This window comes from Candidatus Schekmanbacteria bacterium RIFCSPLOWO2_02_FULL_38_14, assembly GCA_001790855.1.
Classification (GTDB): domain Bacteria; phylum Schekmanbacteria; class GWA2-38-11; order GWA2-38-11; family GWA2-38-11; genus 2-02-FULL-38-14-A.
Map to the genome: position 1 here is coordinate 91,340 of MGDH01000022.1, position 23,229 is coordinate 114,568.

At 37.9% G+C, this 23,229-nt stretch carries 17 protein-coding genes; 14 read left to right on the forward strand and 3 right to left on the reverse strand.

Annotation, left to right across the window (positions count from 1 at the left end):
- The first annotated feature begins 126 nt into the window (after positions 1–126).
- A complete protein-coding gene (locus tag A3H37_01370; protein ID OGL49670.1) occupies positions 127–648 on the forward strand; it encodes a hypothetical protein in 522 nt (173 codons plus the stop codon).
- Between the two features lie 73 nt (positions 649–721).
- Here the strand turns inward: A3H37_01370 and A3H37_01375 are convergent, their stop codons facing one another.
- Positions 722–3,220: a hypothetical protein gene (locus tag A3H37_01375; GenBank protein OGL49750.1), complete on the reverse strand. Its 2,499-nt coding sequence runs from the start codon at positions 3,218–3,220 to the stop codon at positions 722–724.
- Positions 3,221–3,929: 709 nt separating this feature from the next.
- On the opposite strand from A3H37_01375, the gene A3H37_01380 reads away from it, so the two are divergent.
- From A3H37_01380 to A3H37_01395, 4 genes are all read left to right on the forward strand, one after another.
- Positions 3,930–4,259: a hypothetical protein gene (locus tag A3H37_01380; GenBank protein ID OGL49671.1), complete on the forward strand. Its 330-nt coding sequence runs from the start codon at positions 3,930–3,932 to the stop codon at positions 4,257–4,259.
- A gap of 6 nt (positions 4,260–4,265) precedes the next feature.
- Positions 4,266–4,799 carry a hypothetical protein gene (locus tag A3H37_01385; GenBank protein ID OGL49751.1) on the forward strand — a complete coding sequence of 178 codons (534 nt, stop codon included), beginning with the start codon at positions 4,266–4,268 and terminating at the stop codon, positions 4,797–4,799.
- Positions 4,800–4,836: 37 nt separating this feature from the next.
- Complete coding sequence (locus tag A3H37_01390) at positions 4,837–5,316, forward strand: molybdenum cofactor biosynthesis protein C (GenBank protein ID OGL49672.1); 480 nt, start codon at positions 4,837–4,839, stop codon at positions 5,314–5,316.
- 148 nt (positions 5,317–5,464) lie between these two features.
- The gene (locus A3H37_01395; GenBank protein ID OGL49752.1) at positions 5,465–5,722 is read left to right on the forward strand and encodes a hypothetical protein; all 258 of its coding nucleotides are present in this window, start codon (positions 5,465–5,467) and stop codon (positions 5,720–5,722) included.
- 221 nt (positions 5,723–5,943) lie between these two features.
- Here the strand turns inward: A3H37_01395 and A3H37_01400 are convergent, their stop codons facing one another.
- Positions 5,944–7,851: a hypothetical protein gene (locus A3H37_01400; GenBank protein OGL49673.1), complete on the reverse strand. Its 1,908-nt coding sequence runs from the start codon at positions 7,849–7,851 to the stop codon at positions 5,944–5,946.
- Between the two features lie 179 nt (positions 7,852–8,030).
- Here A3H37_01400 and A3H37_01405 point away from each other — a divergent pair, with 179 nt between their 5' ends.
- The 6 genes from A3H37_01405 to A3H37_01430 all read left to right on the forward strand — a co-directional run bounded on the left by A3H37_01405 (position 8,031) and on the right by A3H37_01430 (position 15,521).
- Positions 8,031–9,038, forward strand: a complete 1,008-nt coding sequence (locus A3H37_01405) for a hypothetical protein (protein ID OGL49674.1) — start codon at positions 8,031–8,033, stop codon at positions 9,036–9,038.
- A 49-nt stretch (positions 9,039–9,087) separates the two neighbouring features.
- Complete coding sequence (locus A3H37_01410; GenBank protein OGL49675.1) at positions 9,088–10,026, forward strand: hypothetical protein; 939 nt, start codon at positions 9,088–9,090, stop codon at positions 10,024–10,026.
- On the forward strand, positions 10,023–11,156 hold the full coding sequence (locus tag A3H37_01415; GenBank protein OGL49676.1) for a hypothetical protein: 1,134 nt from the start codon (positions 10,023–10,025) through the stop codon (positions 11,154–11,156). The genes A3H37_01410 and A3H37_01415 overlap by 4 nt, the downstream gene beginning before the upstream one ends.
- 6 nt (positions 11,157–11,162) lie before the next feature.
- Positions 11,163–12,323 carry a hypothetical protein gene (locus A3H37_01420; GenBank protein ID OGL49677.1) on the forward strand — a complete coding sequence of 387 codons (1,161 nt, stop codon included), beginning with the start codon at positions 11,163–11,165 and terminating at the stop codon, positions 12,321–12,323.
- A 146-nt stretch (positions 12,324–12,469) separates the two neighbouring features.
- Entirely contained in the window at positions 12,470–14,848 is a 2,379-nt protein-coding gene (locus A3H37_01425) for a hypothetical protein (protein OGL49753.1), read from the forward strand.
- 181 nt (positions 14,849–15,029) lie between these two features.
- On the forward strand, positions 15,030–15,521 hold the full coding sequence (locus tag A3H37_01430; protein OGL49678.1) for a YajQ family cyclic di-GMP-binding protein: 492 nt from the start codon (positions 15,030–15,032) through the stop codon (positions 15,519–15,521).
- A 134-nt stretch (positions 15,522–15,655) separates the two neighbouring features.
- On the opposite strand, the gene A3H37_01435 is transcribed toward A3H37_01430, so the two are convergent.
- Positions 15,656–16,216 (reverse strand): 2'-5' RNA ligase, encoded by a 561-nt coding sequence (locus tag A3H37_01435; GenBank protein ID OGL49754.1) that lies wholly within the window; start codon positions 16,214–16,216, stop codon positions 15,656–15,658.
- A gap of 247 nt (positions 16,217–16,463) precedes the next feature.
- Here A3H37_01435 and A3H37_01440 point away from each other — a divergent pair, with 247 nt between their 5' ends.
- From A3H37_01440 to A3H37_01450, 3 genes are all read left to right on the forward strand, one after another.
- Positions 16,464–17,543: a hypothetical protein gene (locus tag A3H37_01440; GenBank protein OGL49679.1), complete on the forward strand. Its 1,080-nt coding sequence runs from the start codon at positions 16,464–16,466 to the stop codon at positions 17,541–17,543.
- Positions 17,544–17,659: 116 nt separating this feature from the next.
- Positions 17,660–19,207 (forward strand): L-aspartate oxidase, encoded by a 1,548-nt coding sequence (locus tag A3H37_01445; GenBank protein OGL49680.1) that lies wholly within the window; start codon positions 17,660–17,662, stop codon positions 19,205–19,207.
- A gap of 328 nt (positions 19,208–19,535) precedes the next feature.
- Positions 19,536–23,192: a chromosome segregation protein SMC gene (locus A3H37_01450; GenBank protein OGL49681.1), complete on the forward strand. Its 3,657-nt coding sequence runs from the start codon at positions 19,536–19,538 to the stop codon at positions 23,190–23,192.
- The last annotated feature ends 37 nt before the right edge of the window (positions 23,193–23,229 follow it).

Genomic DNA, 23,229 nt, shown 5'->3' on the forward strand with positions numbered 1-23,229 from the left:
AAAAGTTTAAATATCAAAGCTCAAATGTCAAATCAAGCTCAAACAAATAAATGACAAATTTGAATAATTTGACATTTAGACGCTTATCAATTATAACTTTTATCAAATTAAGGAGGGGACTTGGATATGAATTCTGATTTGAAAAAGATTTTTTCAGGAGTTTTTGCTTTGTTTTTAATTCTTCCAATACTTTTCTGCTCAAAGAAAAAAGAGGCAGAATCCTCAACTGATGCAAGTGCAAAACTTGCCCCTTATTTTACGCTTCCTGATATTAACGGAAAAATGGTTAGCCTCAGGGATTTCAAGGGAAAGGTTTTGATTCTTGATTTCTGGGCTACATGGTGCCCTCCTTGCAGAGAGGAAATACCCCATTTTAAGGACCTTTATGCCCAGTATAAAAGAAAGGGACTTGAGATAGTAGGAATTGCTGTTGATCAGGGCGGAACCAAGGCAGTAAAGCCATTTGTTGAGATAAATAGAATCAGTTACACAATACTGATAGGAAGCGAAGAAGTTACGAATTCTTATGGCGGAATCATAGGAATTCCAACAACCTTTGTGATTGACCGTAAAGGCAACATAGTAAGAAAATATGTTGGATACAGGGAAAAAGAGGTTTTTGAAGAGGACATAAAAGGTCTGTTGTGAAAAATTAAAAAGTATAAATTCAAATGTCAAAATCCAAATGACAAATGAGTATTAAAATCCAAATATTAAAATTTTAGTCATTTGAACTTCCCTTTTCTGGTCTGATAATTGCCAGAGCATAGTGATTAAAATCTATATATTTTTTTGCTACATTCAGGATATCTTCAGAAGTTACTGCAGAGATTCTTTCTGCATATTTTTTGTATGAGTCAAATCCAAGTCCGTATCTCTCACTAAAGGCAATTTCAGAAGCAAGGGCTGCTCTTTTCTGCAATCCGATTTCAAAATTACCAATCATTGATTTTTTTGTTCTTTCAAGCTCTTCATCACCTACTTTTTCCTGCGTGAGTTTGATAAGTTCATTTTTGATCCCTTCAATAGCTTTATCAATTTTTTCAGGGCTTGTTCCAATGTATGCAGCAAAAACCCCTTTATCCATACGGATTTGATTTATTGATGTAACTGAATAGGCAAGACTCTGCTTGTCGCGCAGTTCTATAAAAAGCCTTCCGCCCTGTCCTGATAAAATATTGCTTAAGACCTCCAGTGCATACCTGTCAGGGTCGTGGTTATCAACGCCAAGAAAGCCAAGCAGTATATGTGCCTGCTTTTTGTCTCTGTAGATTATTGAGCTTTTATTTGTTTCAAGCGGCGAAGGGTCTGAAATCTCAGGCATAGAAAAGGTTTCCTTTTTTAAGTTTCTAAAAGCATTCTCTATCTTTCCTGAAACATTCTCAGTTTTTACGTCTCCAACAACTGTAAAGACCAGATTCTCAGGCACAGCAAATTTTTTGTAAAATTCCAAGAGGTCCTCTTTTTTAATGCTGCTAATACTCTCCTTTGTTCCAAGGACATCTCTGCTATACGGATGTTTCTGGTAAAGAAGCTGGTTAAACAGGTTTGATACAAGGTGAGTCAAGTCATCGTCCTGGTTTTTTATGGCTAAGAGTATTTCCTTCTTTTTTTTCTCAAACTCTGATTCATCAAATGACGGGTTTAGGATAATATCAGATATTAAATTAAACCCATTATCAAGGAATCTGCTGAGCAGTTTTGCCTTTATGCCAAAACTGTCTTTTCCGGAAAAACTTTGAAGGCTTCCGGCAATTGATTCAACTTCTTTTGCTATGTCATCAGCATTTCTGATAACAGTTCCTTTTGTCAGCATTTCAGATGTAAAGCTTGAAATTCCGTCTTTGTTTTCAGGTTCAAACCGTGTGCCTGCGAGAAAAACCGCATTGATTGCAACTATTGGCATTTCGTGGTCTTCTTTAATCAGAAGCGTTATGCCATTGGGCAAGATCCTCTTTGTTATATCATCAGGCTTGGTGCTTGCTGTTTGTTCAAGAGGGATTTCCTGAACTTTTTTTTCTGCATTCAGGGCAAGGGCAATTATTTCCTGCGGGAAGATATCTTTCCCTCCTGCTTGCGGAGCAAGGACTGTTGCGGTCAGGTTAGAGTTGTTGAAATATTTTTCAGCAACCTTTTTTATGTCAGCAGTTGTTACATTTTTTATTGCAGCAATGTATTTCTCTTCAAAATCAAGCCCTCCTGCAATTGTTTCAAAATAACCAAGCTTTTTTGCTTCACCCTGAACGGTTTCCCTGTCGTATACAAAATCGCTTTCAAGAATAAGTTTTGCTTTCTCAAGCTCTTCTGAAGTTACTTCTTTTGTTTTCAGAAGATAGACTTCCTCCAGAATTGGCAGTATTGCCTCTTTTATCTTCTCTTTTTCAAGAGCTGCTCCTGCCAGAAACAATCCCGGATATTTCGGGGTCATTGAATAGGATGAAATAGAATTAACGAGATTCAAATCAGACTTTATTTTTTTATACAGCCTTGAGCTTTCTCCCTGACCAAGGATTACTGAGATGATATCAAGGACAGGGATATCTTCGTGGTTTAATGCCGGGATGTGGAATGCAAAATTAAGATTTGCCTCTTTTATTTCGTCATATGATATTTTACTCCTGATATGCATCTGAACAGGTTCAACAGGGATATTTATTTCAGGCAGGGGTGATGATTTGAAGTCAGCAAAGGAGTTCTTGATTTTCTTAAGAGCCTCTTCTGCTTTAAAATCTCCGACAACCACAAAAACCATATTGTTTGGCACATACCACTGCTTGTAAAAATTCAATATGTGCTCTCTTGTGAGGCTTTTAACAGTTTCTTCATATCCAATGATTGGGCGCCTGTAGGAATGCTTTTCATAGGCTGTTGCAAATAGTTCTTCATAAGCTCTGGATGAAGGTTCGTCCTTTCCCATTTTCAGCTCTTCAAGGATGACTGATTCCTCTTTTTTAAGCTCCTCAGGGTCGAACGATGAATTCTGGATAGCATCTGAGATAATATCAAGCCCTGTATCAAAATAGCGGCTTGCAATTGCAAGATGATAGACTGTCATATCAATAGAGGTATATGCATTGATATATCCTCCTGCCTCGTCTACCTCCTTTGCAATCCCTCCAACTCCCCTCTTTTTTGTTCCTTTAAAAAGCATATGTTCAAAGACATGGGCAATTCCGGCTTCATTATCGTTTTCATAAGCGCTTCCAGCCCTTACCCACATATTGAAGGCAACTACAGGGAAAGAATGGCTCTCCCTGAGTATTACAGTCAAACCATTATCGAGTGTTGTTTTCTGAATTTGCTGCTCCTGCTGTGCATGAGAAAAATATGAGATAAAGAGAAGCAGAGACAATATTGCAGAAATATTAAAAGTCAACTTTTTTTTAAACATTCTGTTTAATCCTCCTGTATTTGCAGAAACAGACTTGACCCTTTTGGGCGAGTCACCTACAAAATATCTATGCTTAGATATATAAGCTTACAGTCTTTGTCAAGACATGGAATGATTTTCTTGCAATTTTAAATTTTCATAAATATGATTTTGTTTATCAGGTTGTTGTGAAAATGTAGAAACAGGTCCCTGCCTGCGGCAGGCAGGTTTAAACCTGTTAACTCAATTAAAAATCAACACACATAAATGTGTGTTTCTACATTTCTCTGTAGAAACAGGTTTTTAAACCTGTTAGTCTATTAAAAGACCAACAGACCTGAAGGTCTGTTTCTACATATAATTTTTTTTATCAGAGAAAAAACTCCATGTCTCAAAACACACTCTTAGCGGCAGATTGATGCAACAGACAAGCAGATTGACCAACTGGTTTATGAATTGCTTCATATTTCCCCTTGACAGAATCTAATAAATCCAGTTAATATATGAACAATAATATTGCTCGTATGAGCAATATTATTGAACAGTTCTAAAACAGAATATGCTTGAACCGCTTTTACAGTCAGAAAAAAAAGAAAAAATCCTCTTATTTATTTATACAAACAATGAGTCCTATTCAAGAGAGATTGCAAGAGTATTTAAATTCAATATAAATGCCGTCAGAAACCAGTTGCTGAACCTTGAAAAAAGCGGTGTTCTGTACAGTAAACTAAAAGGTAATGTTAGGTTGTTTGGGATTAATCCAAGATATCCTTTCAAGAAAGAATTAGAAGCGCTTCTTGAGAAAGCACTGAAATTTATACCTGCTGATGAGAAAGAAAAATATTATACCCGCCGTTTACGTCCTCGTAGAACCGGAAAACCAATATAAATGAAAATCAAAGGATTAAAAAATTTATCAGTCAAAGAACTGGCAGCTTATATTTCTGAATACTTAAGGAAGAATGATATTGAAGTGGTTTTAACTGGTGGGACATGTGTATCCATTTATACAAAAAATAAATACGTATCATTAGATTTGGATTTTGTTGTGACAAGATACATTGATATGAAGAAGATAAAGAAGTTATTGGGGAAAATCGCTTTTAAAGAGAAGGGAAGACATTTTAAACATAAGAATATAGAATATTTTATTGAATTTATTCCGCCACCACTTTCTGTCGGCGAGGAGTCTGTGAAAGAAATATCTGAAATAAAAGTTAAGAAATATTTACTCAAGATTCTTTCTCCTACTGATTGTGTAAAAGACCGCCTTGCAGCTTTTTATCACTGGAATGACCGGCAGTCTCTTTATCAGGCTTTGATGGTATGCAAAGAACAAGACGTTAATTTAAATGAGCTTAAAAGATGGTCAAAAAACGAAGGAATGATAAATAAATTTTTGGATTTTAAAAAAGAATTACTAATTTAGAATTTTTAGCGTTTTAAACCAGAGAGGAGGTATGACAATGAAACTTACCCATTTTGACAGGAAGGGAAAGTCACAGATGGTTGATGTGAGCGATAAAAATGAGACAATAAGGGTTGCCATTGCAAGAGGCATGGTTTTGATGAAGCCTGAGACATTTAAAATGATAAATAACAGGAAAATAGCAAAGGGGGATGTTTTTGAGGTTGCAAGGCTTGCAGGTGTAATGGCAGCAAAGCGCACAGGAGAATTAATACCTTTGTGCCATCCTCTGAAAATCACATCAATCAATATAGATTTTAAAAATAATAAGAAAAATATTATTGAAATTCAGGCAACAGTTAAAGCATGTGATAAGACAGGCGTTGAGATGGAAGCCTTAACAGCAGTCTCCATTGCAGCCCTGACAATCTATGATATGTGCAAAAGCGTTGACAGGGAGATGGAGATTAGGGAGATATGCCTGTTGGAAAAAAGCGGTGGGAAAAGCGGCCATTTCAAAAGAAGCAAAAATTTTTAAAATAATCTTATCTGAAACTTACATATTAAAAGAGTTTTCACACCGACGGATTTTAAGCAGTTAACGAAAAATTTTCTTGTATTGCCTTTCAATTTCTTATAATTTATATAAGGTAAGTAAAAAAAAGGTTTCAATGGCTACACGATATATTTTAAGTGAATATGTAGAACAAGCCATGTCAGAGGCTCTTTACGACAAACTTGAAGATGGAACATTTACTGGTAAGATTCCTTCCTGCAAAGGGGTTATAACTTTTGGGGTTACTTTGCGTGAATGCGAAGAGGAGCTACGTTCAACTCTGGAGGATTGGATCTTTGTAGGATTAAAATTTGGGCATCCCTTGCCAGTAATTGGAGGTATTGATTTAAACAAGAAGCCAATTCGTGAGCCAGTGGACGCCGTGTAAAAGAAGAGATTTTATTTAACAGAATGCTTGAGATTATTACTACCCACAAAGGCTTCGCCCTTCTCAAGCACTCAAACCGTTAGTTTGTTGTTTGAACCAACCTTTTGATGATCAAATCAGGATAAAATAGATCTTAAATCAGCTTAGAAAGAGAAAGAAGATGCGAGAGGAGGTTCGCAAACGTCAGGACAAGAAGTGACAAGAATTCAGAGGGTAGGATGTTACAGTTCATACGGGACTTTTAGTTTAAGCCTGTCACCCGGAGCAATTGCGTTTTTTGCTGATATTCTATTTATTGCTATGATATCTTCAGCTGAAATTCTGTATGACCTGGCAATTTCCCAGAGGGTATCTCCCTTCTTTACTATGTAGACAATTTCCTTAAAGTTATCACTGCTTCTTTCTGATTTTCCGGTTTTGCTCATTGCAACTTTTTCATCTGGTGTCTTTGAAGAGTAGATTTTCAGCTTCTGATTTGCCTGAAGTGAAGAGATGTTTTTCAGCCTGTTCCATTTTTTTATGCTGTTTACTGAAACCCTGTAGGATTTGGCAATTTCACCAAGGGTATCTCCCTTTTTTACAGTATAGACTGAGAGTTTTGTGCTTTTACTTTTCCTGCCTGAATCTGAATCAGAAGAAGAGTCTGCAAATTTCTCGTAGCGGTTTGGAACAGTTATTTTCTGTCCCTCAACAATTTTGTTGGGATTGTATATTGAGTTGGCTTCCATCAGTGTTTTTACTGGAATATTAAACTTGCGTGAAACCGTTGAAAGGGTTTCGTTCTTCCTTATACGATAACTTCCCCATGCAACCCTGCTTTTCTCTGCCACTTTGGCTTTAGCAATTTCTATTTCAAACTTATCCTTAGCGCCTGCAGGAATTCTGAGTGTATAGTTTTTAGTCTTTGGAGGTGTTGCCCAGCTTCTAAGCTCAGGGTTTAACTTTCTTATAATTCCCCTCGTAGTTCCAGCACATTCTGATACTGTTTTGAGATCTATTGATTTATCAAGTGTTACAGTATCAAAATCCAGAGAAGGTTCATAGGTTATGTCAAGTCCATACCTTTTTGGGTTTTTTGCAATTATCACTGATGCCATATATGCAGGAACATAGTTCATTGTCTGGGAATGGAGATTCAGTTCCCAGAAGTCTGAGGTCTTCTGAGTCTGTATGGCTCTGGCAATCCTTCCTTCTCCTGCATTGTATGCGGCAAGCGCAAGACGCCAGTCATTAAACTGCGCATATAGGGCTTGGAGATATCTGGCAGCTGAATGCGTAGCTTTTTCAAAATCTCTTCTTTCATCAACCCACCAATCAATCCTCAATCCGTAGTTTTTTGCTGTTCCGGGAATAAACTGCCAAAGACCGCATGCTTTAGCATAGGAGTATGCATCAGGGTTAAATGTGCTTTCAATAATAGGAAGGTATGTTAAATCAGAAGGCAAACCTTTTTTTATAAAAATTTTCTGAAGAGTTGGAAGATAAAGTCCTGCACGACTCAGCCATTTTTCCATTGATTCCTTTTTTTCTATGGAGAAATATTCAACATAATCTATTACCTTCTGGTTTACTTCAACCGGCACATTAAATAAGTTTTCCTTCAGGTCAAGCTCTATCTTTTCTTTTATAGTCATTTCTTCTTCAGGCTTGTGGGCAATTTTTGCAGAAAGAATCGATTCTTTGAGCTTTTCAGAAGGCTCTTCTTTTTTTGCCAGCATGGTAAGGATGTCTTCAACCAAGCTGTTATAGAATTTGTTTATTTCATTAGGATATTTATCTGCAAGTTGCGAATTCTGGAGGCATTCAAGGGAATTTTCAAACTCATCTTTTGCCTGATCCAAGTCTCCTTTATTGGAAAAATCAACACCGCTGCTATAGAACTTTTTTGCCTGAGCAAAGAGTTCATCAAGTTCTTTTGTTGATATCTGAGAGGTTGTTACATCCTGCTGTTGAGTTTTTTCCATAACCTGAAGGGATGATTCTTTAGTAGAATATTCTGTCTTGGGCTGATAGAATTTATCATTCTGTGAAAGCTGCGGTTGAGCAATCTCAGAATTAAAGAGCTGATGAGAGCACCCTGTTAAGAAAAAAACTGTGAGGAAAATTGATAGAGACTTTTTAAATCCCATAGATTTCTTGCCCGGAAGCGGTTTCTAAAATTTTTATATCCGGTTTTTATACGTTAGGTGTGAAATTTATCTTATAATTATGACTATTGTCAAGGAAATTAGTCAAAACTTAAATATTTTTCTTGTAAAGATGATAAAATAGTGTGTTAAAATTAAAACATTATTATTGAGGCCTGGTAATGATAAGATTTTTTATTAAAATCCTTTTCCTTTTCGTTTCAGTAAATCTATTTCTATATATTTCCGGATGCAGCAAAACAGAAAACAGCTACAATCCAATAAAGGCTTCAGGGTTTATTGAGGCAAGAGAAGTAGATATAAGGAGTGAAATAAGCGGGAAAATAGTAAGCCTTGGTTTTGAGGAAGGTGATAAGTTTAAAAAGGATGAAATGCTTTGTATGATTGACAGGGAAAAGCTGGAATTTCAGTTAAAACAGGCTGAAGCAAAGGTTGGAGAAATAAGGGCGAGGTTGAGCCTGCTAAAAAGGGGATTGAGAAAAGAAGAAATTGATAAGGCGAAAAATCTTGTTCAGGAGCTTACTGAAAAAAGAGACCTTGCAAGAACAGAATATGAGCGGACAAAAGAGCTTTTTGAAAAAGGTGTGCTTTCAAAATCAGCTTTTGACACAGCAAAGACAGCATTGAAAATGGCTGAAGAGGAGAGGCTTGGCACACAGCGGCAGTATGAGATTGCAAAGAATGGTTACAGAAAAGAAGAAATAGATGAGTCGCAGTTTGCCTTAAAAGGGGCAGAGCTCAGGGTTGAAGCAATAAAAAGGAATATCATGGATTCAGAAATCCTGTCTCCTGCGACTGGTATCATTACAAAAAAAGTCGCTGAAGAAGGTGAGTATGTTCCAAGCGGAGGTTTAATAGCTACTATAACTGATTTGAGTTATGTCTGGTTAAAGATTTATCTGCCGGAGAATGAGTACGGGAAGGTGATGATTGGACAGAAGGTCAAGATTAAAATTGATTCATTTCCAAAAAAATATTTTGATGGAAAGATAATTTATATTTCTTCAGAGGCTGAATTCACCCCAAAAAACATTCAGACACAGGAAGACAGAGTTAAATTGGTTTATGCATTGAAAGTTGGAATTAATAACAGCGAGGGGATATTTAAGCCCGGAATGCCTGCAGATGCGTTTATCGAAGTTGAGATTGCTTCGCTTGGCTCGCAATGACTTGAAACTTGCAGTTTAAAACCCGAAACACAACCCTCGGAGCCCTCATTTGAATAACAATACAGTTATCTCTATTTCAAATCTGACAAAGGAATTCAGCGGTAAAAAAGCAGTAGATGAAATTTCTCTTGAGATAAAAAGAGGAGAAATTTTTGGTTTTTTAGGACCCAATGGCGCCGGGAAAAGCACAACTATAAGGATGTTGTGCGGAATATTAAAACCTACCTCAGGCAAAGGAGATATCCTTGGTCTTGATATATATACTCAGGCTGAAGAGATTAAAAAAAACATAGGCTATATGTCCCAGCATTTCGGTCTCTACAATGACCTGACTGTTGAAGAGAACATAAGCTTTTATTCAAGAATTTATCTCAGGGATAAAAAGCTTGCTGTAAAAAAATCTCTTGAAATAATTGAGGCATCGGGGCTTTCTCCTTACAGAAAATACCTCGCATCAAACCTATCAGGCGGCTGGAAACAGAGGCTTGCCCTTGCATGTTCTGTTGTCCATGAGCCTAAAATACTGTTTCTTGATGAACCGACTGCAGGGATTGACCCTGTTTCGCGGAGGATTATATGGGACCTTCTCTATGATTTGGCAAACCGCGGGATGACCCTTTTTGTTACAACTCATTATATGGAAGAGGCAGAGCGTTGCACCAGAATCGGATTTATAAACAATGGCAGGCTTGTTGCGTGTGATACGCCAAAAGGGATAAAGTCACAGTTCATGCCCCTTGAGATATTATCCCTGAAAACTTTGGAACTTAAAAAAGCATTTGATTTACTTAATGGCAGGGAATTCTTAAAAGATATCAATATTTATGGTGACGAGATACACATTACAACAGAAAATAGCGAAAGATATATTCCTGTAATTAAGGGGATATTAAATGAAAACCATATTCAATTGGAAAAGATTGAAAAAATATACCCTTCAATAGAAGACGTATTTGTTTATCTTACAAAGAGCGGAAAGAGAACATGAAAAATATTTTAGCCATCTTTAATAAGGAAGTAATCCATATAAAAAGAGATATAAGGATCCTATACATAGCTTTCATATATCCTGTACTGGTATTGGTTCTTTTCAGCTATGCGCTGAAATTAGATATTAATTCAATTCCGCTTGCAATAGGTGATTTTGATAATTCTTTAAGGTCAAGAGAACTTGTTTCACGGTTCATAAACTCAGGGTATTTTGTAAGAACTTACAATGTTTCTGATATAGACCAGATTGATTTTCTGATAAGGAGGGGTAAAATCTGGGCAGGATTGATTATACCCGCAGACTTTTCCAGAAAAATTTTAAAAAACGAAGCTGCTAATGTAGATTTTATTATTGATGCTTCTGATAATAATACGGCAAACCAGATAATTGGGTTTTCCCAGACAATTATCCAGCAGTATTCAAGAGATGAACTGATTAATTTTTTGAATTTGAGCGGAATGGTTACCAAAAGAAAGAGTCTTTCAATGGAGATAGAGCCAAGAATCTGGTATAATCCGGAACTTAACAGCACTAATTTCTTTGTTCCCAGTATTATTGCAGTGATAATGCTGATGATTACTACAATTCTGACCTCTCTGACAGTTGCAAGGGAATTTGAAATAGGTACAATTGAAAGCCTTCTTGTTTCTCCTTTAAAGCCATATCAGATACTGATGGGAAAAATGATTCCTTATATTTTAATCTCCCTTGCAAACTGGATTCTGATATTAATAGTCGGGATTTTCTATTTCCGGATTCCATTCAGGGGGAATTTTTTTGAGTTTTTCTTTTTCTCTATGGTGTTTATGTTTCTTGCTTTAAGCCTCGGACTTTTAATATCGACTGTTGTAAAGTCTCAGCAGGCTGCATGGCTGGTAAGTCTTCTTGGCACGATGCTTCCCTCTTTTCTGTTATCCGGGTTTATTTTTCCAATTGAGAGCATGCCAAGGGCTTTGCAGTTTGTAACATATCTTGTCCCTGTCAGATATTTTCTGGTTATTATCAGGGGCATATTTTTAAAGGGAATAGGATTTGCTGAACTCTACAGAGAGGGGTTGATACTTGCGTTGATGGGAACAGCAATCCTTTCCGTTACTCTTTTAAGATTCAAGAAAAACATTGGATAGAAAACGATGCTGAACCAAATCCTGAATTTAGCGAGAAAAGAACTTCTGCAGCTTAAAAGGGATAAAAAACTTTTAAGACTGGTATTGATGGCGCCGTTTACGCAGCTCTTGTTTTTTGGGTATGCTGCAACCCTTGATATAGAGCATATCAGCACAGCAGTTTATGATATGGATAGAAGCAATCTTTCAAGGGAATTGCTTGATGGTTTTTTCAGATCAGGATACTTTGACCTCTCTCTTTATTGCAGAAGTTTGGATGAAATTGGGAGAAGCATTGATAGAGGAGAATGCAAGATAGGGATAGTAATACCACCTGATTTCTCTGACAGGCTGAAGAATAATGAGGACGTGAAAGTCCAGCTTCTTGCTGACGGGACAGATGCAAACTTTGCAAGAATCGGGATTAATTATGCTTCAGTGGTCGCAAGGAATTTTGCATTCAGCAGTTTTTTCAGGAATCTGCGCGACCCCTTTTATAACCAGAATAACAGATTATTCCATACGCTTTCAAAAAACCAGGGACAGATTGTTGAATTGAGAACAAGGCTGTTGTATAACCCTGAGCTTAAAAGTAAAAACTTTATGATTCCGGGAATATTGGTAATGATTCTTCTGATTATAACCACGGTTCTTACTTCAGTAAGCATAGTAAAAGAGAAGGAGCTCGGAACAATAGAACAATTAACAGTCTCTCCTGTGAAAGCCTATGAGCTGATAATAGGAAAACTAGTCCCTTTTGTGGTCATTGGATTTCTTGAGATTGTTTTTATAATCTCCCTTGCTGTTAGCTGGTTTGATTTGCCAATGAGAGGAAGTGTGGTTTTACTGCTTTTCCTTTCCCTGGTTTTTCTCCTCAATACCCTTGGAATGGGAATACTTATATCCATAGTTTCAAATACCCAACAGCAGGCGATGATGACCTCTTTTATAGTAATGCTTCCTTCAGTAATACTTTCAGGACTGATGTTTCCGGTAGCGAATATGCCACTTTCAATCCAGTATATTACTTATCTTATTCCTCCGCGTTATTTTCTTGAAATTGTAAGAGGAATTTTTTTAAAAGGGATAGGAGTTGCTGAATTGCTTCCGCAAATAGGAGCAATGACATTTTTGGGATTGTTGACTTTAGTATTAAGTGTTATTATTTTTAAGAAAAAGTATACTTGAAATTAAATCCCCATTACCCACCCCTTCTCTAGGGGGGGGATTTAATGCAATAATTGTTCATGATGGAACAAGTCTCGATAGACGGGGTTTTCTAACCCCGTCCCGGCAGGACAGGAATGTCCTGCCTATTAAACGGAATAACTGAAATGGGAACAAAGAGAAAAAAACGTTTTTACAGATTTAGAAATGAAAGAGAAAAAGAAGGGTTCAAGAAAAGATTCCTTTCCTTGAAAAGGATTCTTTTTATTGTTTTTCTTGGATTCTTTTTATTTTCCCTGTCAATTATTCTTGTTGGAGGGTTTGTCCTGCCAAAAATAGAAGTTGCAAAGGCTTATAAACCCAATGCCATAACCTATGTTTATTCTGACGACAACGCACTTATAGGCCATATCTGCCTTGAAAAGCGGGTGTTTGTTCCAATAAATAAAGTGCCAAAAATTCTTCAGGAGGCTTTTATTTCTGCTGAGGACAGGAATTTTTACAATCACAGCGGGATAGACCTTGGAGGAATAATGAGGGCTGGATTCAAGAATCTCTTTGCAGGAAGAATTGTTCAGGGAGGAAGCACTATTACACAGCAGGTGGCGCGCTGGATGTTCCTTTCAAAAGAAAGAACTATGACAAGGAAATTAAAGGAAGCATTGCTTGCGCTGCGTATTGAAAACAAACTGACAAAAAAGCAGATTCTGGAGCTTTATCTGAATCAGATTTATTTTGGTCACGGGGCTTATGGTGTTGAAATAGCCTCAAGGGATTATTTCAACAAAGGGGTTGATAAACTGACCCTTGGAGAAGCATCGCTTCTTGCAGGGCTTCCAAAGGCTCCAAATACATATTCCCCCTTGCGAAATCCTGTCCTCGCAAAAAAGAGGAGGGATTATGTTCTTGAGAGAATGTATGAGGATGGAAAGATATCAAAATCCCAGAAAGAGAACGCAGCGAAAGAGGAAATAAACTTAAACCCATATCTTAAAGATATGGAGGCATCTCCGTATTTTCTTAGCCTTGTTGAGAAAAAACTCCGGGAAGAATATTCAAAAGAGAAACAGCATAGCTATGAATTAAAAGTCTATACTACTCTGAACCGGAGGCTTCAGAGGATTGCAATTCAATCTCTGAAAGAAGGTTTAAGAGAGCTTGATAAAAGACAGATTGACCAGAATAAAAAGACGGCATACAGGGGACCTTTAAAGCATTTAAGCCTTGAAGAGATGAATAATCTTGAGGATTTTGACTGGGGTTTTAATATTGAAGAAACTCCAAAGGCAGGGACAATTGTTACAGGAGTGGTTGACGGAATTGACGATGAGCAGGCATCTTTGAAAATCCAGAGATTTAAGGGGATAATAAAAAAAAGCGGACTAAAATGGGCTTTTGGAGAGGGTGGCCCGCAGAAACCTGCTGACCTCCTTGCCATAGGGGGTGTTGTAAAGGGAAGGGTAGTTAAGGAGAGAAAAAACAACACCCTTGAACTTGCTCTGGAGCAGGACCCTTTGGTTCAGGGTGCCATTGTTGCAATTGACCCAAAAACAGGGGAGATAAAAGCCCTTGTAGGAGGGTTCGATTTTGACAGGAGCCAGTACAACAGGGCAATTTCTGCAAGGAGAGAGCCCGGTTCAGCTTTTAAACCTATTATTTATTTTACAGCCCTTCAAAATGGTTACACGCCAGCAAGCATCATAATTGATTCACCAATAGTTTTCGGGAATGAAAATGATGATTCTCTTTGGAAACCTGAAAATTTTGGGAACAAATTTTATGGTCCTACTCTTCTGAGAGATGCGCTTGTATATTCAAGGAATGTATGCACTGTAAAACTTCTAAAAGAGATTGGAATTCCAAAAGTTATCGAGAATGCAAGGGCTTTTGGAATAAAAAGCCCGCTTGAGAGAAATCTGTCTCTCGCGCTTGGAACCTCATCTGTGTCGCTTTTTGAGCTTACCGATGCCTATTCGGTTTTTGCAAATTTGGGAGAGAAGGCAGAGCCGACAGCTATAAGATTTGTCAGAAAAAGTTCAGGGGAAAAGATACAGGAAGAGACAGGCGGGTCAAAAAGAATTTTTGATGAGAAGACCACTTTTATCCTTGTGAAAATCCTTGAAGGAGTAGTGGAGGAAGGCACAGGAACAGGAGCAAAAGTGCTTGGCATTCCTGTAGCAGGCAAGACAGGCACAACCAATAACTACATGGATGCGTGGTTTGTGGGATTTACTCAGAACCTTGTTGTTGGGGTATGGGTTGGCTATGATGACAAAAAATCTCTTGGAAGAGGGGAAACAGGCGCAAGGGCAGCTTTGCCAATATGGGTAAGGTTTATGAGCGAGGCTCTCAAGGGTTATGATGTTGTTGATTTCCCAAAACCTGAGGGAATCGTAGAGACTGCCATAGACCCGAAAACAGGGAAAATTGCAACTGCGGAAACTGAAAATCCTGTAACCGGATATTTTATTGAAGGAACTCAGCCGGGAGAGGGAGGCAGCAAGGATGTGCTGGACAACAGTAAGTTTTTTCAGATGGGAGAATGAAAAGTAAAATTTCAAATGTCAAAATGCAAATGCCAAATGAATGTCAAATGATTAAATGTTTAAAGTTTTTAATTTGTTATTTGAACATTGAATTTCATTTGAGCTTTGTCATTTGGAATTATTAATGAATAAATGTTTCGGTTATTAATAATTCTAAAAATTTGAAGAAAGGAATAGTTATATGACAACAACCAATTCTTTTGATATTGTATCAAGGGTAAACCTGCAGGAAATCGATAATGCCATTCATCAGTCGCAGAAAGAAATAGGGCAGAGATTTGATTTTAAAAACACCAACACGACAATAGAAAGAAAAGAAGAAGAGGTGACTTTGGTTTCTGCTGATGAATTCAAGCTTAAAAGTGTTGTAGAAATTTTTCGTACAAAGATTGCAAAAAGAGGTGTATCTCTTAAGGCTCTTGAATACGGAAATATTGAAAGCGCTTTTTCAGGAAATGTCAGACAGGTTATAAAGATTAAGCAGGGGATTGATCAGGAAGAGGCAAAAAAGATTACCAAGCTGATAAGGGATTCAAAGATTAAGGTTCAGGCTATGATTCAGGCAGATATAATCAGGGTTTCAGGCAAGAACAAGGATGACCTTCAGCAGGCAATGAAGCTTATCAGAGAAGCTGATTTGCCAATCCATTTGGAGTTTACAAATTATCGATAGTTATAAGTTTAAATGTCAAAATCCAAAGTTCAAAAAAATGTCAAATTTCAAAAAATTAGGACTAATTTTATTTAATTTGATATTTATATTTTAAGATTTTTGGGATTTTGGGTTTTGAACTTTGTCATTTGTCATTAAAAGAGCAGTTCTACTTTTCCAATTTCTGAATATTCTGCTCCGTCAGGTTTCAGAACGCTCTGCATAAGAGAAATTCTTTTCACATCGAATCTTCCAATTGATAAATCCTTTGACTGGAGCATAAGCGGTATGAGTTTTTCTTTCCCTTTAAGGGATTTTACCCTGCCGAGTGTGAGATGGGGGTTGAAATCCCTTTCCTCTTTATCAAATCCAAGCTTTGAAAGGTTTTCTTCTGTTCTCTGCCAGAGGGGTTTTAAGGTATTGGTTTCATCATTGATTCCTATCCAGAGAACCCTTGGGTATTCAACTTTTGGAAATGCCCCGACTGATGCGATTTCCAGTGAAAATGATTTTACTCCTTCTGAGGCGGTTTTTATGGCTGATAGGATTTCCTTTACCTGAGATTTTTCTATGTCTGCGAGAAATTTCAATGTGAGATGTATCCCCTCAGGATTAACCCATTTCACATCAGCTCTGGTTTCTTTTAATTTTCTCTGGATTTCAGCTATTTTAGTTTTAATTTCCTGCGGGATATTAATGGCTATAAAGGAGCGGATTTTATCCATATAAATTCAATCTTTAAATTTCATATTAGGATTCGCGGTTATAAAATTCTGCCAGCCTTTTTATGAAGTATTATTCTATCTTTGTTGTTTAAAAAAAACAAACAAGAAATTAAGAGTAATAACTTGATTTAGTGGCTTGGTTCTGTTATTCAAGAAGTTAGTTTTAATAGCTTGAAACAGCTTTTTTTATATCATGAATAGGTGAACTTTGTCTAAAAAACATGAATATATTAAATTCATGAAGATTGTCCTTGCCTTGGCTTCTAAGGGGAAAGGGTTGACAAGCCCAAATCCGATGGTCGGGGCTGTGATAGTTAAAGATGGAAAAATTGTCGGGAAAGGCTTCCATTCAAAAGCAGGAACCCCTCATGCAGAAATCATTGCTTTAGAGAGTGCAAAAGAAAAGGCAAAGGGTTCAACCCTTTTTATTAACTTAGAGCCCTGTGTCCATTTCGGGAAAACCCCTCCCTGCTGTGATGAGGTCATAAAATCAGGAATAAAAAAAGTTGTAATCGGCATGAAAGATCCAAACCCCCTGGTTAATGGCAAAGGCATTAACAGGCTTAAACGCAGTGGGATTGAGGTTGAAGTTGGTATTTTGGAGAAAGAGGCAAGGGAACTGAATGAGGCATTTGTGAAATTCACAAAAACTAAAATGCCATTTGTAATAATGAAATCTGCAATGAGTCTTGACGGAAGGATTGCCACAAGAAGCGGAAATTCAAAGTGGATAACAGGGGAGGAGTCAAGAGGGTTTGTTCAGAAGCTAAGGGCAGAAGTTGACGGGATAATGGTTGGAATCGGAACAGTGTTAAAAGATAATCCGAGGCTGACCTTAAGAACTGAAAAGATAAAGAGAACTTCTCCGGCAAAAATAGTAGTGGACAGCAGTATTAAGATTCCAATAACAGCAAAATTATTTTCTTCAAAGCCTGAGGCAAGGGTGATAATAGCTGCTACAAATCTGGCAGGCAGGAAAAAAGTGGAGAGTCTGAGAAAAAAGGGTGTTGATGTAATTCAGACTGAAGCTGATAAAGGGAATGTTGACATGAAAAAATTGATGAAGGAACTTTATAAAAGAGGGATAAGGAGCATACTCCTTGAAGGCGGAAGCGAGCTTAATGCTTCTGCAATAAAAGAAAAAATTGTTGATAAGGTGTTTTGTTTTTATTCACCAATCCTTGTCGGAGGAAGAGATGCAAAAGGGTTTATAGGAGGAGAAGGAGTTGACAGGATTCAGGATGCAGAGAGGGTTGATGTGAGAGAAGTCAAAAGGATTGGGAAGGATTTATTGGTGATTGGATATATCAGAAAATGACAAAGTTCAAATTTCAAATAAAATCCAAAGTTCAAAATTTAATTTATTTGGTATTTACTTATTTCATATTGATTTGTCATTTGAATTTTGACCTTTGAACTTAAATAGGAGAACTAATGGCTACTGATCTGCTGATAATAGGATGCGGGATTGCAGGGTGCAGCGCTGCTCTGGAAGCTGCAAGGCAGGGGCTCTCGGTCTTAATGATAACAAAATCAAAAGAGCCTGAAGAAAGCAATACATTCCACGCTCAGGGTGGAATTATTTACAAAGGCAGGAACGACTCGGAAAAATTGCTGATGAAAGACCTGATGAGAGCAGGGGCAGGGCTTTGCAAGTATAATGCCATAGATGTTCTGTCAGGAAAGGGACCTGTGCTTGTTGAAAAAATCCTGATGAAGGAATTAAAGGTAAATTTTGACAGGACCTCAAGAGACGAACTGCATCTGACTGAAGAGGGAGCGCATTCAATCCCAAGGATAATCCATGCAGAGGATTTAACCGGAAAGGCAATTGAGCTTGCATTTATAAAAGGGATTAAAAAATATAAAAACATAACAGTAAAAACATCTCTTAGCGCAATTGACCTTCTCACTCTTTCACATCATTCCTTAAATCCTCTTGATATCTATAAAGAGCCAACCTGTGCAGGGGCTTATGTTTTTGACCAGACTGCTAATAAAGTATTTCCTGTAATGGCAAAGGAAACACTCCTTGCAACAGGCGGGATAGGAAGGCTCTACCTTCATACAACAAATCCAAAAGGCGCAAGGGGTGACGGAATTGCAATGGCGTACAGGGCTGGAGCAAGAATACAGAACATGGAGTATATCCAGTTCCATCCCACTGCACTCTACCATCCTGACGGCGAGAGGTTCCTTCTTTCTGAGTCAATGCGGGGTGAAGGGGCAAGGCTTATAAATAAAAAAGGTGAGTCTTTTATGGATAAATACCATAAGCTCGGCTCCCTTGCACCAAGGGATATTGTTGCAAGAGGAATACACGAGGAGATGCTTCAGGATGGAAGCGAATGCGTGTTTTTAGACATATCTCACAAGAAAGCGGAATGGATAAAAAAGAGATTCCCCAATATCTATAAAAAATGCCTGGAGTTTAAGATTGATATAACAAAGCAGCCGATTCCGGTTGTCCCTGCAGCCCATTATTCCTGCGGTGGCATTGTGGTTGACACAGAAGGGAGGACATCAATTAAAAGACTGCGTGCTGCCGGAGAGGTTGCCTGTTCCGGAATACACGGAGCAAACAGGCTTGCATCAAGCTCACTTCTTGAAGGCTTGGTATGGGGGACACTTGCAGGTGAAAGCATTGCAAGGGAAGTAAAAGAAATGAAGATTGATTTTCCCAAAATATCTGCGTGGAAATATGAAAAAGAAGAAGCTGACCCTGCTCTTATCCTGCAGGACTGGCTCACAATAAGGCATACAATGTGGAACTATGTCGGGCTGGTTCGCACAACAAAGAGGCTTGCAAGGGCTGAGAAGATTTTAACAGAACTGCAATCTGAAATTGAAGAATTCTACCGCTATTCAGTCCTCTCTGATGACCTCATAGGGCTTAGAAACGGCATCCAGGCATCGCTTGTGATTCTTCAGGCTGCAAAGGTCAACCGCAAAAGCAGAGGATGCCATTACAGGAAGGATTAGATTTAGTAGTCAGTAAATAGTGAACAGTAAACCCTCTATTCCCTTTGTTAGCACTACATACAGTATTGTCAAAAAATAAAATCTCAATATATTGTTTTAATTTCTTGACACTGACCCAAAATCCATGCTATGATTTCTATAAATTGATTACATAGATTAAAATAAGATTGCTGAGATTTAAAAAACTTGTTTAATCAAATGGTTGTGGTGTGGAAAAGTTTACAAATAACTTCACATATTGCAGACTGCAAAAAAAAGATTTTTTGTTTTAAGAAATCTGAGTAATCATTCTAAAATCTGTGTAATCTCTTATTAAAAGGAGAAAGATTTGAGAATAGAAAAAGTTGAAGCCATTGGTTTTAAATCCTTCTCAGACAAGGTTGAAATAGCTTTTCAGCCGGGAATTACTGCAGTTGTTGGTCCTAATGGATGCGGAAAGAGCAACATATCAGATGCAATAAGCTGGGTTCTGGGAGAACAGAGTGCAAAGCATTTGAGAGGCAAGAAGATGGAAGATATAATTTTCAATGGAACTGAATCAAGAAAACCAATGAGCATGGCAGAGGTTACATTAACTGTTTCCAATGATAATGGAAACCTTGGTTCAGTTTACAAAGATTTTAGAGAAATTATGATAACAAGAAGGCTCTACAGATCAGGAGAGAGCGAGTACTACATAAACAAAACTTTGTGCAGGCTAAAAGATATTCATGAACTCTTTCTTGATACAGGCGTTGGAGCAAAAGCCTGCTCAATAATAAAACAGGGAGAGGTTTCAGAACTCCTGACATCACACGCTGAGCAGAGGAGAAGCCTGATTGAAGAGGCAGCGGGAATTGAAAAATATCAGTTGAGAAAAAAAGAAACAGAAAAAAAGCTTGAACATACAAAGGAGAACCTTGTAAAAGTTGATTTGATTATCTCTGAGGTAAAAAAACAGGTGAACTCACTTGTCCGGCAGGCAAGGAAGGCAAAGGTCTACAATAAATTCCAGAAGAAAATAAGCGAGTTTGAAATAAAGATAGCTGCCCTGAAACTCAAAAGCCTTGAAGCGAATTACAAACCCCTTGAAGATGGTTTTGTGAGGCTTCAGGATGAAAAAATCGGGAAATCTTCAAAGCTCATGGAGTTTGAATCAAAATTTGAAGAGATAAAGCTTGATATTATGAAGAGAGAAGAAGAACTCAGAGGGCTTCAGGATGGTTTCCATCAGAAGGATATGGAAATTTCAGGTGTCAGGTCGCGCATAGAGTTGCTTGGAAAAGAAATATCGCATATGGATAACATCAAATCAAAAGCCAGTGATGACATAAACATTTTAAATTTTCAGATGGATGAGTTTAAATGCGAGCTTTCAGAAAGGGAAATCCAAAAGGATAAAATCAGGGATGCGCTGACCGGCAGGAAGGCTGAACTTTCGGAAAAAGAAAAGAATTTTGAGTGTTTAAAAAAGGATGTATCCTCAAAGCTTGATTTGATTGAGGCTCAGAAAAATAAAATAGTCGAGCTTATTGCAGAAATCAGCACTACAAGAAATGTAATTCAGGAAGGTGATATAAGAGTAGAGGATTTAAACCGCAGGATGAAATCAGAAGGGGAAGAGAAAGAAAAAGAGACTTTTGAGCTTGAGGAAATTGAAAAGAAAATTTCTGAGATAAATGAGGAAATAGGAATGGTCAATGAAAACCATTCCATGGTTACAGGCGGGATAAATAGTCTGATATCAAAGCTTGAAGAGAAAGAAAACAGACTATCAGCCCTTGAGAAAGAGATTAGGGAGGTTGCTGACACATTAACCTTAAAAAAATCTGAAATTTCTTCTTTGAAGAAAATCCTCGATAACCATGAGGGTTTTGACAGGGGTGTAAAGGCTATACTGAAAGAGATTGAGGTGAATGGTGATGAATGGCGGGGAGTTTTAGGAACGCTTTCTGATTTTATTGAAACCACACAGGGATATGAGGTTGCAATTGAGGCGGTTCTTAAGGACAAATTGCAGAGTGTAATTGTTGAATCGCAGAGCGAGGCAATAAGAGCGCTTGAATATCTTAAGACCTCCAGTGAGGGGAGAAGCAGTTTTCTTCCGTTGCATCCAAAACAATCAGCATCAGGCGGGCTTCACGTGGCGCACGAGGTTTCTAAAAATGCACAGGGAGTGGCTGGAATGGCTGTTGATTTTATAAAATATCCTGAAAAATTCTCAAATCTTGTAAACTACCTTTTATCAGATGTCATAGTTGTTGATTCTTTTGAAAAGGCTTATGAGCTTTGGAAAAGTAACGGAAACGGGTTTTCCTATGTCTCTCTTTCAGGAGATATTATTGCTCATAACGGAGCAGTAAGCGGTGGCGCAACAAATGTTCTTGACCACGGGCTTTTGATGAAAAAGCGCGAGGCAAAAGAGCTTGAGGAAGAGATAAATGTCCTTGCAGGAAAAAAAGAAGAGCTTGATAAAATTTGCGCTGAGCTGAAAGAGGGTATTTTAAATGATAAAACTGAGAAAGAGAATCTGGAAAAGGAGCTGAGAGAAATACAGGTGAGGCAGGTGCATCTTGCAAAAGACCTTGAAGTTAAAGCTGATGGCAGGAAAAGAGTTAATGAAAGGATAGAGCAGATTGCATTTGAGATTGACGGAATTTTTTATGAGAGAGAGGAAATTGCAAAGGAGCTTAAATCCTATCAGGAAAGGCTTGCCCTTCAGGAAGAGGCCAAGAGAGATGTAGAGGGAAATCTGAATAAAATGCAGGAAGAGCTTGGTGTGGTTCAGGACAGGCTTGAGAAGGAAAGAGACAAGCTTACAGAATTAAAGGTTGGTGTTGCAAGGGATGAGGAAGAGGAGAAGAGGATTGAGTTTCAGATTGAAAGCCTAAAAAGTTCTCTTGATGATGTGGCAAACAGAATATCAAAGGAGAACCTTGATATAAGCGATGCAGATAAAAAGATTTTCGAGTCAAATGAACTGATTAAGGAAATGAAGGTTGAGCTTGAAGCAAAACTTAAGGAGGGTGAAGATATAAGAGAGAGCCTCAACTTGAGAAAAGCGGAGATGGAAAGCATTCTGTATAATCATAATAGCCTTGAAGCAGAAATAAGGGTTATCAGGAAAGAGTGCGAAGCGCTGAATCAGGAACTTAGTGGAATCGACAAACAGAGAACAGAGATAAGCATAGAGATTAATAATTTGAACAAAGCGCTGGCTGAAGGCTATTCAAAAACTGCAGATGAAGCAAAAAACATGGTTGCTGACGGAGATGATCTGAACCTGATTCGGGAGGAGTTGCAGAAGTTTAAAAGCAGGAGAGAAAAAATCGGGCTTGTGAACCTTGGAGCCATTACTGAATACGAGGAGCAGAAAAAACGTTTTGATTTTCTTGAGGCACAGAAAAAAGATCTTGTTGATTCTGCTGAGTCGCTCAAAAAGGCAATTTCCACGATTAACAAGACTTCAAAAGAAAGATTTATTGAGACATTCAATATTATAAACGAGAAATTCAGGGAAGTTTTTCAGCTTTTCTTTTCAGGAGGCGATGCTGAGCTGCGGCTTGTTGATGAGGCAAATCCTCTGGAGACAGGAATAGAGATTGTTGCACAACCTCCGGGAAAAAGGCTTCAGAATGTAAGCCTTCTTTCAGGCGGCGAGAAAGCCCTTACTTTTATTTCACTTCTTTTTTCAGTTTTTCTGATAAAGCCGTCGCCATTCTGTCTTCTTGATGAGGTTGACGCACCGCTTGATGAAGCAAATCTTATGCGCTTAAATAACTTTATCAAAAAACTCTCTGACAAGACACAGTTCCTTGTCATAACGCACGCAAACAGGACAATGGCAACAGCAGATGTCCTTTACGGAATAACAATGGAAGAAGCCGGCATTACCAAGATTGTGTCTGTGAAACTTAAAGAAGAAGAATCAAAAGAAGTCCATAAGCAAAAAGTGACTTTAGCAAGACCTGAGAAATTCAAACCAGCAGCAGCGCTGACAGCGTGAGCTAAAATAGTGATAGGCTGGGTTTTCTAACCCCGCC

Coding starts and splice junctions, on each gene's coding strand:
- A3H37_01375 (OGL49750.1), bottom strand. CDS start 3,220: ATGTGGGTAAGGGCTGGAAGCGCTTATGAAAACGATAATGAAGCCGGA.
- A3H37_01445 (OGL49680.1), top strand. CDS start 17,660: ATGGCTACTGATCTGCTGATAATAGGATGCGGGATTGCAGGGTGCAGC.
- A3H37_01425 (OGL49753.1), top strand. CDS start 12,470: ATGGGAACAAAGAGAAAAAAACGTTTTTACAGATTTAGAAATGAAAGA.
- A3H37_01440 (OGL49679.1), top strand. CDS start 16,464: ATGAAGATTGTCCTTGCCTTGGCTTCTAAGGGGAAAGGGTTGACAAGC.
- A3H37_01400 (OGL49673.1), bottom strand. CDS start 7,851: ATGGGATTTAAAAAGTCTCTATCAATTTTCCTCACAGTTTTTTTCTTA.
- A3H37_01420 (OGL49677.1), top strand. CDS start 11,163: ATGCTGAACCAAATCCTGAATTTAGCGAGAAAAGAACTTCTGCAGCTT.
- A3H37_01415 (OGL49676.1), top strand. CDS start 10,023: ATGAAAAATATTTTAGCCATCTTTAATAAGGAAGTAATCCATATAAAA.
- A3H37_01405 (OGL49674.1), top strand. CDS start 8,031: ATGATAAGATTTTTTATTAAAATCCTTTTCCTTTTCGTTTCAGTAAAT.
- A3H37_01370 (OGL49670.1), top strand. CDS start 127: ATGAATTCTGATTTGAAAAAGATTTTTTCAGGAGTTTTTGCTTTGTTT.
- A3H37_01380 (OGL49671.1), top strand. CDS start 3,930: ATGCTTGAACCGCTTTTACAGTCAGAAAAAAAAGAAAAAATCCTCTTA.
- A3H37_01390 (OGL49672.1), top strand. CDS start 4,837: ATGAAACTTACCCATTTTGACAGGAAGGGAAAGTCACAGATGGTTGAT.
- A3H37_01430 (OGL49678.1), top strand. CDS start 15,030: ATGACAACAACCAATTCTTTTGATATTGTATCAAGGGTAAACCTGCAG.